At 55.2% G+C, this 13,192-nt stretch carries 11 protein-coding genes; 6 read left to right on the forward strand and 5 right to left on the reverse strand.

Going from position 1 to position 13,192, the window contains the following annotated elements; translation table 11 throughout:
* Positions 1-474 precede the first annotated feature (474 nt).
* Positions 475-1,362 carry a hypothetical protein gene (locus tag ABLN94_RS13440; RefSeq protein ID WP_352993089.1) on the reverse strand — a complete coding sequence of 296 codons (888 nt, stop codon included), beginning with the start codon at positions 1,360-1,362 and terminating at the stop codon, positions 475-477.
* Between the two features lie 450 nt (positions 1,363-1,812).
* A complete protein-coding gene (locus ABLN94_RS13445) occupies positions 1,813-2,844 on the reverse strand; it encodes a LacI family DNA-binding transcriptional regulator (RefSeq protein WP_352993091.1) in 1,032 nt (343 codons plus the stop codon).
* Between the two features lie 113 nt (positions 2,845-2,957).
* Between ABLN94_RS13445 and ABLN94_RS13450 the strand changes: the two genes are divergently transcribed.
* The 6 genes from ABLN94_RS13450 to ABLN94_RS13475 all read left to right on the forward strand — a co-directional run bounded on the left by ABLN94_RS13450 (position 2,958) and on the right by ABLN94_RS13475 (position 9,919).
* Positions 2,958-4,469, forward strand: a complete 1,512-nt coding sequence (locus ABLN94_RS13450; RefSeq protein WP_352993093.1) for a tripartite tricarboxylate transporter permease — start codon at positions 2,958-2,960, stop codon at positions 4,467-4,469.
* On the forward strand, positions 4,466-4,921 hold the full coding sequence (locus tag ABLN94_RS13455) for a tripartite tricarboxylate transporter TctB family protein (RefSeq protein ID WP_352993095.1): 456 nt from the start codon (positions 4,466-4,468) through the stop codon (positions 4,919-4,921). The genes ABLN94_RS13450 and ABLN94_RS13455 overlap by 4 nt, the downstream gene beginning before the upstream one ends.
* Before the next feature lie 42 nt (positions 4,922-4,963).
* The gene (locus ABLN94_RS13460; RefSeq protein WP_352993097.1) at positions 4,964-5,923 is read left to right on the forward strand and encodes a Bug family tripartite tricarboxylate transporter substrate binding protein; all 960 of its coding nucleotides are present in this window, start codon (positions 4,964-4,966) and stop codon (positions 5,921-5,923) included.
* 59 nt (positions 5,924-5,982) lie between these two features.
* Complete coding sequence (gene sauS / locus ABLN94_RS13465; protein ID WP_352993099.1) at positions 5,983-7,404, forward strand: acylating sulfoacetaldehyde dehydrogenase; 1,422 nt, start codon at positions 5,983-5,985, stop codon at positions 7,402-7,404.
* Positions 7,401-8,912: a class I adenylate-forming enzyme family protein gene (locus tag ABLN94_RS13470; RefSeq protein WP_352993101.1), complete on the forward strand. Its 1,512-nt coding sequence runs from the start codon at positions 7,401-7,403 to the stop codon at positions 8,910-8,912. Before sauS ends, ABLN94_RS13470 begins: the two co-directional genes overlap by 4 nt.
* 188 nt (positions 8,913-9,100) lie before the next feature.
* Positions 9,101-9,919 (forward strand): DUF2189 domain-containing protein, encoded by an 819-nt coding sequence (locus ABLN94_RS13475; RefSeq protein ID WP_352993102.1) that lies wholly within the window; start codon positions 9,101-9,103, stop codon positions 9,917-9,919.
* A gap of 215 nt (positions 9,920-10,134) precedes the next feature.
* On the opposite strand, the gene ABLN94_RS13480 is transcribed toward ABLN94_RS13475, so the two are convergent.
* From ABLN94_RS13480 to ABLN94_RS13490, 3 genes are read right to left on the reverse strand one after another with little or no spacing between them, the layout of a single operon-like run.
* On the reverse strand, positions 10,135-11,280 hold the full coding sequence (locus ABLN94_RS13480; protein WP_352993103.1) for an ABC transporter permease: 1,146 nt from the start codon (positions 11,278-11,280) through the stop codon (positions 10,135-10,137).
* Complete coding sequence (locus tag ABLN94_RS13485; RefSeq protein ID WP_352993104.1) at positions 11,277-12,203, reverse strand: ABC transporter ATP-binding protein; 927 nt, start codon at positions 12,201-12,203, stop codon at positions 11,277-11,279. The genes ABLN94_RS13480 and ABLN94_RS13485 overlap by 4 nt, the downstream gene beginning before the upstream one ends.
* Positions 12,200-13,153, reverse strand: coding sequence for an HlyD family secretion protein (locus ABLN94_RS13490; protein WP_352993483.1), 954 nt, complete (start codon positions 13,151-13,153; stop codon positions 12,200-12,202). The genes ABLN94_RS13485 and ABLN94_RS13490 overlap by 4 nt, the downstream gene beginning before the upstream one ends.
* Positions 13,154-13,192: the final 39 nt, after the last annotated feature.

Genomic DNA, 13,192 nt, shown 5'->3' on the forward strand with positions numbered 1-13,192 from the left:
CTTTGCTCTGAGCTTCCCAACTGTGCAGCGCACGAGTGGGCGGGCGCAGGACATTATGGGTTTGTGGATCGCGAATGGTGGATCGAATTTGTCGGCGCGGTTGCCAGTCTGTCTTAGCAAGTCAACGGTAGCGATGTTCGCAGAATAAGTGTGGGTTCCGGTCGAAATGCGCGGCTTCTTGCAACGTCCGCTTTTGGAGAGTTGCAGCGCATCGTTCTTGCCTTCAATAGAAGTCCGCTTAGGGCCGTCGTTGCAGTTCAAATGCCAGCTTTCTACGTTCCCCCGCGGTCTAGGTGAGGCGCAGCATCGGACGTGCTGGGCTTGGGTCAGAATTAAATGACGTGATTTCCTTTTTCCTGAAGTTTTGGCTGCCAAAAGAGTCAAAAGTTCCTGACGTTCCACACACCGCACAAAAGGAGTGGCAATGTTGGTAGGAAATAAAAAGATCAGCAGCTTAAATTAAGAATTCCCTGCCTAATTCCTGGGCAGTCGGGCAACATTGAAAATCCCACAACACTGCTTCATTCCTTTCGGCGAATGATTATCTGGACGCTCCCGATGGCCGTTGCGTTTTGGCGAGTTGGTCTTTGTTGCCTTCAAATCATCCAAATGCGCACGTTTTGCTGCGGCAACTTCCTCATCAGTCATACCTGATCGGTTCAACTCAAGGAAATATTCGGCACTTCCGTTTGGCTGAACGTTCTGATCTTCTATGGCAACTAAGTCATCAGACCTCACGTTTAAAATAGAAAGTGCTCGGGTGAGCGGCAACAAGCGGTCGTCAATATCCGAAACATTTATAGATAAAACGTCGGCGCGTGATGAAACTGTTTCTTGAACTCGCTGCACGACCGCATCGAGATTCGCGCCATGTTGAAGGGCTTTGCTATATTCTGGAAGGTCTTCCAGGATTCTGTTTGAACGAAGGTTTTGCCAATAAGTGCTTCTTATCCATTCAGCAGCGTCCCTGGTGGTGAACAGGAGGGTGGTTTGAACTTGCTCACCTGCAAGTTGGCAAATTTGATCCAATATGGCCTGAGCGAGGACATGGGTTTGAGAATACGACCACATCCCTTTGCGCCCCGGAATCAGGCCGGAAAACTCTTCATTGCTAATTAACAATGGTTTGTCGGTGCACCCCTCAAAAGGCTTGAGAGCACTTCGAAGCTTTTTGCCAAAATTTTGAAGGGTGCGATCTTTGGGTGCTACGGCGTAGCGCCGCGCTGAGAAGCCGGCATCCTTTAGGTCTCGCGGCAAAAGCACATTCACCCGATCCTTCAAGACATTCTGGTTTCTGGAAAGCGTCCTCTGCAGCGTTGTTGTCCCGGTTTTGTGAAAACCCTGATGGATCACGACTTTCAAAACGCCACTTCCAACTCTTCTTCGGCTCAACTTGGAATGTCTCGGAAAAACCACTGACCGACCGAATGTAATTCGTGTCTGTAACAAACAGCGCGATGCTTGGACCAATACAGGCAGACAGCCATCTTCAACCTACAATTCCGCTACTTGGTTGTGCTGGAAAACGTGAAGAAATCTAGCACAACCTTTTTTCAGATCCGTAAGAAGCCGTGATTTTCCGCGAAATTCAATATAGAAACGGTGTCACACGCATGGCCGGTTTCGCCGTTGCAGCTGGTATCTTCCTGCAGGACGAGTGAGTTGTCACTGGTGTCCTGGCGTATCCCTGCATTTTCGCTCCTATTGATCTGCGTTATCTGCGCATCACTCAGCAATAAAGATCAGACATGTAATCGCTCGGTTCTCGAACGATGAAACACACTGTCAGGTGGGTATTGATGGGTCCTGGCCCTAATAATCCGACGCCGGAGCTGTTGTTCCTCTAACGATTTGCTCCAATTCGCAGCAGATTCTAAAGGGTTCCGGATCGTCTGAGACAATGTAGTCAGTGAACTTTTCGCCAGCGAGGTTTCCGATGGTTTCTGCGGGGATGCGAATGGTGGTGAGTCCCGGTTCAACATCCGCGGATCCTTTGAAATCCCCAATGCCGATAATTGACAGGTCATCGGGAACTTTCAAACCGAGGCTCTGGGCGGCAAACAACGCACCCTGAGCAATGACGTCATTTCCGCACAGCAGCGCCGTTGGACGAGATCGTTCAGTCAAAAGGGATATGGCCGCTTGCTTAGCTTGAGAGACGCTATATGGAGCTTCCGACTCATGCTCACTCGGAACCGAAATACCAATTTCTGTGAATGCATCACGCACAGCAGAAAGCCGATTTTGTGCGCGGTCATTGCCAGTGGTTTTGGGGAAGATCAGCCCAATGTCACGGTGATCCAAGGCCAGCAGGTGCTCTGCTGCAAGACGCCCGGCCATGCGATTGTCAGCTCCGACACACGGTAGAAGGGAATCCTCCGAGTAATTCCATATGGCAAGCGCAGGTATTTTCTGCTGTTCGATCAGACGGGCGGTAGCGTCAGAATGCTCTAGTCCAACCAGCGCCACTCCGTCCACACGATGCTCGAGAAACTTGCGAACCATCGCGTATTCCCGATCGAGATCGTAACCATGTGAAGCGAGCAACAGGCTGAACCCCGCTTTATCGATTGAATCTGAAAAGGCCTGAATGACCTCGGCAAAAATTGCGTGGTTGATCGTCGGGACCACGAGACCGATGGTGCCTGATCGCTTACCATGCATCGTCTGCGCAGCACGGTTTCGGATATAGCCCAACCTTTGCACCGCTCGATTAATCTTTTTCCGAGTCGCGGGGCTGACCAAATTCGGGTGATTGAAGGTGCGGGAAACTGTGGATGGCGACACTTTTGCGGCCTTTGCAACCGCCACGATATCTACCTTACCCTTTTGAAAATTAGCCATAATATTCTCCCACGTGGTCGAATTTATGAAAACATTTGCAATACTATTTTCATTGCCTACCCTGATTTGTCAACAAAAGTAAAAGTGTGAACCAGCGGGTTGGGAGGCCCTGAATGGACTTCATTTATTACTTCGGAGACGTATTCACGCCGTTGTCGTTTCTGCTGCTGTTGGGTGGCACGATTGGGGGGCTGATCCTGGGCGCGACACCGGGTTTGTCGCCCACCATGGCCGTCGCCCTTCTGATACCGTTCACCTTCCAACTTGAAGCGGCGCAGGGGCTGATCCTGCTGGGTGCCGCATACACTTCAACAGTGGCGGGCGGTGCGGTTAGCGCCATTTTGCTCAAGATCCCTGGCGCTCCAGCCAATATCGCGACGACGTTGGACGGGCACACCATGGCCAAGCAGGGTCAGGGCGCCAGGGCGCTGCAATTGTCGTTTTTGGCCTCGGCCGTGGGTGGCATCTTTGGCGTGCTCCTGCTGATCTTTCTGACGCCAGTTCTGGCCCAATGGGCGTTGGCATTCGGTCCTTCGCACTTGTTCTGGCTGGCCATTCTAGGGGTGACGGTGATCGGGACGCTCGATTCCGCCTCAGTGGTTAAAGGTCTGCTTTCGGGTTGTATCGGATTGTGGCTGGCGACCATTGGATTTGACGACATCATGGGGGCGCAACGCTTCATCTTTCATCCCGCATTGGGCGGAGGCATCAACATCATTGCCGCACTGATAGGCCTGTTCGCGATCCCTCAGGTTCTGACGATGTTCGCAAAAGGTCGCCATAACACAGGCGCTGAAGTCATCGAAGTGCAACGTCATTCGATCCTGGCTGCGTTCCGCGAACTGTTCTCACGAACCCGCGCACTTAGTATCGGTACGCTAACCGGTTCGATTATCGGCCTGATCCCAGGCGTTGGCGGACAGATCGCCGGGCTGGTTGCCTATGACCAGACCAAAAAGTTCTCAGCCGAGAAAGACAAGTTTGGCACGGGACACTCCGAAGGCGTAATCGCCGCGGAATCCGCCAATAACGCGATGGTCGGCCCGTCCTTGGTGCCATTGCTGACCTTGTCGATCCCGGGTAGCCCAACCGCCGCCGTTCTGCTGGGCGGGTTGCTGATCCACGGAATTTTCCCGGGATCAGACCTGTTTGACAACCATCCCGACGTGGCCTGGACCTTCATCAACTCGATGCTGATCGGACAAGTCCTGATGTGCATCTTTGGCCTCTATGTAGCCGGTCTGGCTGCCCGAGTCGCACAGGTTCCTCAGTCGGTTATGGCTGCCATCGTTCTGGCGCTGTCGGTCTTCGGGGCCTATTCGGTGCAAGGTTCGATGGGCGATGTCTATGTCATGGCATGCCTTGGTATCGGTATGTTCTTCCTTGAGCGTTTTGGGTTCTCGGCAGCACCACTTGTGTTGGGGTTGATCCTTGGACCCATCGCTGAAGCCAACTTCATTCAAGGCGGGATGATTGCGGACGCGACCGTAGGCAAAGCCTCGTATTTCCTGACCGGAGGATTGAACCTGCTGCTGATCGCGGTGGTGCTGGCCTCAATCGCATACTCGGTTTGGATGGAACTGCGCCACCGTCGCTACACCACCAAAGAGGAGGCGCAGGCATGAACCGCTCGCAGCACATATTCGGGTCCGGTCTGGTCTTTGCTGTCGGCCTTTGGGTGACCTGGGTCAGCTATACCCAGCAACCGGTCGAAGCGTTCCTGTTCCCGCGCCTGATCGCAACGGTTTTTGTGGTTCTGGCAGGCTGGACCTTTGGCAAGGCGGTTATGGGAATGTCCAAGGTCGGGAACGGTGTGACACGCACGATGTTCATAAACATGCTGCCGGGGCTGATCATAACGTTGATCTACGTTTTTTGGGCGGCCAAGTCACTGGGCTTCTACACCGCAACAACCATCGCCTTTTTCATCTTGCTGTCGAGCTATGATCCAGCCCCACATTCCGAAGCCAAAACCTGGGTCAAGCGCGGTGTCATCACGGCGCTCTTTGTGGCGGTGATGTACGGACTCTTTGCCATGCTTCTGAACGTATACACACCAAGGGAAATTCTGTTCTGACCGCACGAGATGCAGATTGAAAAAAATAAGGAGGAAAAGAAAATGAAACGAATAATTGCTGGCTGGGCATTAGCCCTTATGAGCCTGACAGGCGCGGCGATGGCCGATGAATATCCAGAACGACCAATCATGATGATGGTCAGCTATGGCGCAGGTGGTGCGACCGACTTTCAGGCACGGATTGTCACCATGACGTCAGGTAACGAGGATGCGCTGGGAATGCCCATCGCTATCATCAATAAGCCGGGGGCAGGCGGACGCGTGGGCTGGAATTGGTTTGCCACTCAGGCCGACCCGGATGGCTACACACTGGCAGCCTATAACGTGCCGCATTTCATCGCCCAATCGATCAAGGGCGGAGTGGAATATTCGACCGACAGCTTTGAACCCATCGCAAACTGGGGCGCTGACCCGGCGGTCTTCGTTGTCGGTGCCGACAGCGAGTTCAATTCGATGGAAGATGTGGTTGCTTATGCCAAGGAAAATCCCGGCAAGCTGACGGTATCTGGAGCGGGCCTGTTTGTGGGCCACCACATTGCAGCCCTGCAGATCGACAAGGCAGCGGGAACCAAGATGGCCTACATCCCGACCAAGGGCGGCGGAGCCGCGGCCATGAAAGCCGTTATCGCTGGTGAAGTCATGGGCGGTATCAACAACCTGTCGGATGCGTTCCGTGCACAAGAGGCGGGCAACGTCAAAATCCTTGGTGTCGCAGATCTGGAGCGTAACGCGTTCTTGCCGGACGTGCCGACGATGATGGAGCAGGGGCTGGACGTCGATAATTCATCGGTCAATTTCCGGGGCGTGATGGTGCCCAAAGGCACGCCGCCTGAGGTGATCGAGAAGCTGGCTGCAGCGGTTCCAGAGATGTTTGCCAACGACCGTGTTGCCAAAAAGATGGAGGCCGGAGGTTCCCCTATGCACATCATGACACGTGACGAAGTGATCGAGATGTGGGGACAGCGTCAGCAGACACTGAACGAGTTGCTGGCCGGTCTCTGATCCAGCCGATCCATGCGGGGCGGAGCAAGCCCGCCCCGAACAAACAATCGAGGACCAAGATGAACGCTCAGGACGGGATTTCCCCCGAAATCGCTGAAGTAGATCGTATCGTGGCAAGAGCGCGTACGGCCCAGACAGCATATGAAAATCGAGGCAGTCAGGCGCTTTATGACAAAGCGGCGCTGGCGGTGGGCTGGGCCATCATGGAGCCAACACGCAATCGGGCACTGGCTGAGACCGCCGTTGAAACAACCGGGCTGGGCAATGTGCCCGACAAGATCATAAAAAACCACCGCAAGACCCTGGGCCTTTTGCGAGATATCGCTGAAGCAAAAACCCATGGCATCATCAGTGACGACCCGACGACCGGTATTACCGAAATTGCCCGACCTATCGGCGTGATCGGCGCAGTTGTGCCGTCGACCAACCCTGCTGCAACGCCCGCAAACAACATCATCAATGCGCTCAAAAGCGGCAACTCCATCGTGGTGGCACCGTCACCCAAAGGTGTGGCATCCTGCGAGATGCTGATCGGTTACATCCACTCGGAATTCGACAAGCTGGGGCTGGATCGCGATCTGGTCCAGATGATCCCCGCGCCGGGTTCCAAGGCCAAGACACAACGGTTGATGGAAACTGTGGATCGGGTGATCTGCACCGGCAGTCAAAACAACGTTCAGCGTGCGCAGTCCTGCGGTACGTCAGCTGTGGCGGTTGGTGCTGGCAATGTCACAGTGATTGTGGACGAAACCGCCGATCTGCATGCCGCCGCCGCCAAGATCGCAGCCTCGAAATGTTTTGACAACGCGACGTCTTGCTCTTCTGAAAATGCGTTAGTTGTGGTGGAAGCGGTTTACAACGCGTTCGTCGCCGCAATGGCTGTCGAGGGCGGTGCACTGGTGCCATCGTCCGAGGCAAATGATATCGTCGCGCGGCTTTGGCCCGATGGTCATCTCAACCGTTCGGCCATAGCACAGGACGCCGACAAAATGCTCGGAGCCTTGGGGATGGCGGGTAAAGTACCCGAAGAGACCAAGTTTCTGGCGGTGGAAACCAAAGGCATAGGCCCGGATCATCCGTTATCCGGCGAAAAACTCAGCCGGGTTTTGGCGCTATATCGCGCAGCAGATTTTGAAGACGCCAAGGCAATTGCCACTCGCATTCTGGAACATCAGGGGGCCGGGCATTCGGTTGGCATCCATACTGATGACGATGCACGGGCGATCGGGTTGGGACGTGACCTGCCCACTTGCCGGGTCATCGTAAACCAGGCGCATACCTTTGCGACTGGAGGCAGCTTCACGAATGGCATGCCCTTTTCTCTTTCGATGGGCTGCGGCAGCTGGGGTGGAAATTCCATCGACACCAACCTGCATTGGCGGCATTTCGTTCAGACAACCAAGATCGTACGTGAAACACCTCCGCGAGAGCCCGGGTTGGAAGAGATTTTCGGCGACTATTGGTCGGAGTTCGGCCAATGATGGAGCCGCCCAAAGGAACCGTCCGCGATTGGTTGGACTACAGAGCAAGCCAGGGAGGAACCGGTTTTGTCTTCCCGGATGGGGCACCGGATTTAAGCTGGAGTGAATTGCGCGAAACAGCCCGCCATATTGCGGTCATGCTAACTGGATTGGGTGTCGCCAAAGGCGAAAGCATTGCGATCCTCTACCCCAATTGCCGTGAAGCGCTTGAGGTCCTCTTCGGCGTTCTCTACGGCGGTTTTCGGGCGACGATGATTAACCTTGTCGCCGGTGACAACGCCGTCGCCTATGCGCTGGACCACAGCGGCGCACGCTATGGCTTTGTGCATCCTGGGCAGACGGAGCTGTTCGAACGAACATCAGATTCCTCCGGGATTACGCAGTTGCAAGTTGCCGATGCCTTCGATGCAGGTGGTAACCTGCACAGCATCTCGTCCGACAGTCATGCTCTGTTGATGTATACATCCGGAACGACCGGGCGCCCCAAGGGTGTGGTTCACACACATTCCAGCCTGCTGGCAGGCGGTTGGACCACTGCCGTTGCTCATGAGTTGTCCGAAGTTGATCGCGGGTTTTGCGTATTGCCGATCTACCACATCAACGGGCTGTGTGTGACAGTTATGGGAACGCTTGTGTCAGGCGGATCTTTGGCCATGTGCGAACGGTTTTCGGCCAGCCGGTTCTGGGGCAATTTGGGAGGAGTCGAGGCTACGTGGTTTTCCGTCGTGCCTACCATCATTTCGCACTTGCTGCACTCGAACACAGAGCCGGACGCGCAAGTTCGCCAGCGTGTGCGTTTCGGTCGTTCTGCGTCTTCAGCGTTGGCACCAGACGTACAACGGGCCTTTGAAGACCGCTTCGAAATCCCGATCGTGGAAACCATGGGGCTGACCGAAACCGCCGCGCAAATTCTGTCCAATCCTCTGCCGCCCGGCGTTCGCAAGATTGGCTCTCCGGGCATCGCATACGGGAACGAAGCGGCAGTCTTCGACGCGAACCTTCAACCTGTGCCGCACGGGACGGAAGGTGAATTGGTCATTCGCGGACCAAATGTGATGCTGGAGTACCTCAAAGACCCCGATGCAACTGAAGGCACTTTCAGTTCTGATGGGTGGCTGCGAACCGGTGACCTCGCCCGGATGGATAAGGACGGGTACGTTTTTGTAACGGGTCGGCTGAAGGAGCTAATCATTAAGGGAGGTGAAAACATTGCCCCGCGCGAGATAGACGAGGCACTTTATTCTCATCCCGATGTTGTTGAAGCCGCAGCTTTCGCACGCCCCTGCGACAGCTACGGTGAAACTGTCGAGGCGGCTGTTAAAATTCGAGAAGGTTCTGAGTTGACGCCGCTTGGCTTGTCGAAGCTTTGCGAAGCGCAACTGGGCCGTTTCAAGTCCCCCGATGAAGTTCATATTTTGCCGGATCTTCCAAAGGGGCCATCCGGAAAAATTCAACGAAACAGAATACTTGAGATCGTCAACGAAAAGACGGGTAACTCAAAGACGTAGCCAACCGCGACTTTGTTTCTAACAAAACGCTACTACCGCTGTACCGATTGTTAGGGTCAGTCAGATTCATAACGCGGGCGCTGAATTTCCTTGCCTCTATTGGCAGAAATGCTGGTCTGGCTGCCGCCATACTCTCCACTTGCTCTTGTACATCCACTGATGCAAACTTGTAGGTGGAGGAGGGTGCCATGACATCCAAAACCGCAGGTTCTACGCCACCGGACAAACTGACGCCGCAGCAGCAGGCTGTGCCCAAGGTCAATAAAGTGACTGCGGGCGATATTAAGGCTTCGCTGCAGGCCGGGTTTTCCGATTTTCTGGCGCGCCCCTTCATGAGCGGCTTCTTCGGCCTGTTCTACGCCGTTTTCGGAATTCTTTTGGTTTGGGTTTTGGTCTGGCTCGGCAAGATCTGGATGATCATTCCCGCCATTGTGGGCTTTCCGCTGGTCGCTCCTTTTGCCGCCGCCGGGCTTTATGAGATGTCTCGCCGGTTGCAGAAGGGAGAACCCTTCGGCTGGTCGGAAATCCTCACTGTCATGGCCAATCAACGCAAGCGTGAAATGGGCTGGATGGCCTTTGTCACCCTGTTCATTTTCTGGGTGTGGGTTTACCAGGTTCGGCTTTGGTTGGCGATTATCCTGCAGAATGCTTCCTTCTCGAATTTCGATGGATTTTTGCACACGGTCTTCTTTACGCCGCAGGGCTGGACCTTCCTTGCTGTTGGCACCTGTGTCGGCGCATTTCTGTCGGCTGTCCTGTTCTCGGTGACCGTCATCGCCATGCCCATGCTGCTTGACCGGGAAACCAATTTCGTTTCTGCAATGCTCACCTCCCTTCGCGTCGTCTCGGAAAACCCGGTGGTCATGCTCACCTGGGCGGCGATCATTTCGGTGACTATGCTGTTGTCTCTGGTTCCGGCATTTCTGGGCCTGATCTTCACCCTGCCGATCCTTGGCCACGCCACTTGGCATCTTTATCAGCGGGCGGTGTCACCCGCGGATGAATAATACTTCCAGCTATTACCTTGTGTACATGCACGCTTTTTAGCCGCAGAGAAGTAAGGCTCAATTTTCAGATATCTGCCTCCATTTCGGCAATGCGAATGACAGTAGCGCGCCCGGTTTCCTTTGGGAGAAAAGCGGACATTCTCTGAGGCGCAAGTTGGAGGATGTTTCCATTGCTGAGCGCTCGTTTGCTTTCAAAGCAGATTTGTATGCTGGTCCTAACCCAGCCGCTTCTTGAATCTCAGCGTAGCTGCCAGCAGCCCGAAAACCGCAAAGCCAATCATCCAGAGGATTTCCCAGCGCAGTTCATAGAGTGACGCATCGCGCAAAACGACGCCGCGTATCATGTCCATGAAGTGGGTTGCCGGTAGGATCTGCGCGATGATCTGGACGGGTTGTGGCATGCCATCAAAGGGGAACATGAACCCTGACATCAAGATCGATGGCAGCAGGACGAAAATGGTCATTTGCATCGACTGCAGCTGGTTCTGAGCGAGGGTTGAGATAACTAATCCGAGCGACAGGCTGGCGATGATGAACAGCAGCGTCACCACCAGTAGTGTTCCCAAACCTCCGTTTATCGGGACATCAAACAGGACGTGCCCAAGGCCTAGAATGATCGCGACCTGAACAAGCCCAAGAAAGATGTAAGGAATGATCTTCCCAACCATCAATTCAATCGACCTGATCGGGGTGTTGATCAGCATCTCCATATTGCCCCGCTCGCGTTCCCGCACAATGGCGGCCGAAGTAAACAGGATCATCGTCATGGTCAGGATGACCCCAACGAGACCCGGAACAATATTGACCGCAGATCGCTGTTCGGGATTGAAGTAGAGCGTCACCTCGAATGTGGGCACCTGCCGGTTCGGCGGCAGTTTCAGAAGTTCGGTCAGAGGCATCGTCCGCAGGGACTTGATCGCGCTTGCGACCATCGTGTCCGAGCCATCGACGATCCAATGTGCGACAGGCCGACTGCTTGTCTGATCTGTCGCGTCGGGCAAACCCAGCCCGACGGAAGGGCTGCGCGCAAGTCGGTAGGCCACATCGGGCGGTATGATCAGAGCGGCGCGTACGCGGGATTCCGTGATCGCGCGTTCCGCCTGCTGCGGGGTCGCAAGCTCTTCGGTTATTGTCACGACCTGCGTGGCCTGAACCAGTTGCGCCAGTGTGCGGGACAGTTCCGTTTGAGACTCATCCACAAGCGCGACAGGTACATGGCGCAGGTTGGTGTTGATCGCATAGCCAAACAACAGCAACTGGATCAGAGGAATCATGATGACCATGGCGAAGGTCATCTTGTCCCGCCGCAGCTGGAGCAGTTCTTTTTTGAGGACGGCAGCGATGCGGCGTGGAGAGATCATTGTTCCGGCCCCCGTGTCGCGCTGACAAACACGTCTTCGAGGTTTGGCCGTTGAGGCGTTAGCGACAGGTCTTGGAACGCACCAAGCTGGGCGCGCAGCATTTCCTCGGGCTGAGGTTCAGATTTGTCCACCAGCACGCGCAGCCGTGAGCCGACTTGAGCGGTCGACAGGATCTTGGGTTTGCCATCCAGTTCATGTTTGACTTTCCGCAGGTCCGGGCCTTCAACCTCGACGACGTCGGCCTGCAGATCATCCATCAACTGACGCGGAGACCCGTCCGCCTTTTTCACACCGTGCTGAAGAATGGCCAGTCGGTGACACCGCTCCGCCTCGTCCATGAAATGGGTGGACACGATCATGGTCGCGCCCTGATCGACCAGATCAAACAATTGCTCCCAGAATGTCCGGCGGGTTTCCGGGTCCACAGCGGATGTCGGTTCGTCCAGGAACAGAAGTTTCGGGCGGTGCATGACGGTGGCTGCGAGGGCCAGCTTTTGCCTCTGACCTCCGCTCATGCTACCGCTGAGTTGATGGACATTTGTTGTCAGGTCATAGGTGTGCAGCAACTCGTCGATCCGACCCTTGGCCGTTTTTACGGGTATGCCGTAGATTTCAGCCGCGAATCTGAGGTTCTCCAAAACTGTCAGGTCGCGATAGTACGAAAAGATCTGGGTCATATACCCGATCTCATTCTTCAACGGCTCTGCCGCCTCGGGCATGGACTGCCCCAGCACCGAAATTGACCCGCTGCTGGGGGTCAGCAGCCCGGTCAACATACGCATTGTCGTGGTCTTGCCGCAGCCGTTAGGTCCGAGAAAGCCGTAAATCTGGCCCGTTCTGATCTCGAGGTCCAGATTGTTGACCGCAACATTATCCCCGAACTGCCGGGTTAGCCCCTGCGTCGAGACAACGACATCATTCATGGCATGGGGACCTGCACAGGAACGCCAGCGGGCAAGTCGGAGGATGCGGCTGGCAGATTGATCTCGGCCAGATAGACAAGACGGGTCCGATCATCCTTGTTCAACCCATAATAGGGAGTGAATGACGCGTCGTCGCTGATCCATCGGACGACCCCATCCAGAGGGTCTTCTAGCCCGTCGATGCGTACTTCGAGCTTGTCTCCAGGCTTTAGTTTGACGCGATGCGGTTCCGGAACATAGACGCGGGCATAGGGGGTCTGCCCGGTGACCATCACTGCTACAGGGCTTCCCGAAGTAACGCGTTCCCCAAGGTTCCAAGGCAGCGAATCCAACACACCGTCACGGGTGGCAACAACGGTTAGATTATCCAGAACGGTTTGCTCTGCTTCGACGGCAGCCTCTGCGGCTTTCACATTGGCCTCGGCGACGGCCAAATCTTCGGGTCTGGTGCCGTTTTCCAGTTCCTTAAGGGATTCCCTTGCGCTGGCCAATTCAGCCCGCGCGGAATCCCGCAAAGCCAGATCGTTTGCAACCTGCGCCTCGGTCACAACGGAGTTTTCAACCAGTCTGGCGTTTCGGTCATAAGTGGCCTCGGCATCGGCCAACCGCGCGACGGCGCCGGCAACCTTTGCCTCGGCAATCGCGATCTCTTCTTCTCGCGGCCCGACCTGCAGCTTAAGGAGCGTGGCTTGCGCTTTCTCAAGTTCCGCCTGGGCCAGATTCAGCTTTGCGGTCTGCAATGTGGCGTCGAGTTGAACCAGCGTGTCACCTGCCTTGACGACGGTTCCTTCAGCGACCGGCAAATCCACGACGATTTCGTTGGCCGTTGCTGTCAAAGCCACGCGATCGCGCGCCAGTACACCCAGAGCCACACTCGTATCAGAACCGGAACACCGATCTAGAACAGCGGGCAGAGCCGCCACGAGTATCAATGGTATTGGGATCGTCATATTCAGCAAGGCTTACCTCCCGTGACTGGCCTCCGAATG

Origin of the sequence: Ruegeria sp. SCP11, assembly GCF_040329455.1 — a bacterium.
In the GTDB taxonomy this organism is placed as follows: domain Bacteria; phylum Pseudomonadota; class Alphaproteobacteria; order Rhodobacterales; family Rhodobacteraceae; genus Ruegeria; species Ruegeria atlantica_E.

Excerpts from the sequence above, each read along its gene's own strand:
- ABLN94_RS13445 (WP_352993091.1), bottom strand. The coding sequence starts at position 2,844 with ATGGCTAATTTTCAAAAGGGTAAGGTAGATATCGTGGCGGTTGCAAAG.
- ABLN94_RS13450 (WP_352993093.1), top strand. The coding sequence starts at position 2,958 with ATGGACTTCATTTATTACTTCGGAGACGTATTCACGCCGTTGTCGTTT.
- ABLN94_RS13455 (WP_352993095.1), top strand. The coding sequence starts at position 4,466 with ATGAACCGCTCGCAGCACATATTCGGGTCCGGTCTGGTCTTTGCTGTC.
- ABLN94_RS13460 (WP_352993097.1), top strand. The coding sequence starts at position 4,964 with ATGAAACGAATAATTGCTGGCTGGGCATTAGCCCTTATGAGCCTGACA.
- sauS (WP_352993099.1), top strand. The coding sequence starts at position 5,983 with ATGAACGCTCAGGACGGGATTTCCCCCGAAATCGCTGAAGTAGATCGT.
- ABLN94_RS13470 (WP_352993101.1), top strand. The coding sequence starts at position 7,401 with ATGATGGAGCCGCCCAAAGGAACCGTCCGCGATTGGTTGGACTACAGA.
- ABLN94_RS13475 (WP_352993102.1), top strand. The coding sequence starts at position 9,101 with ATGACATCCAAAACCGCAGGTTCTACGCCACCGGACAAACTGACGCCG.
- ABLN94_RS13480 (WP_352993103.1), bottom strand. The coding sequence starts at position 11,280 with ATGATCTCTCCACGCCGCATCGCTGCCGTCCTCAAAAAAGAACTGCTC.
- ABLN94_RS13485 (WP_352993104.1), bottom strand. The coding sequence starts at position 12,203 with ATGAATGATGTCGTTGTCTCGACGCAGGGGCTAACCCGGCAGTTCGGG.
- ABLN94_RS13490 (WP_352993483.1), bottom strand. The coding sequence starts at position 13,153 with ATGACGATCCCAATACCATTGATACTCGTGGCGGCTCTGCCCGCTGTT.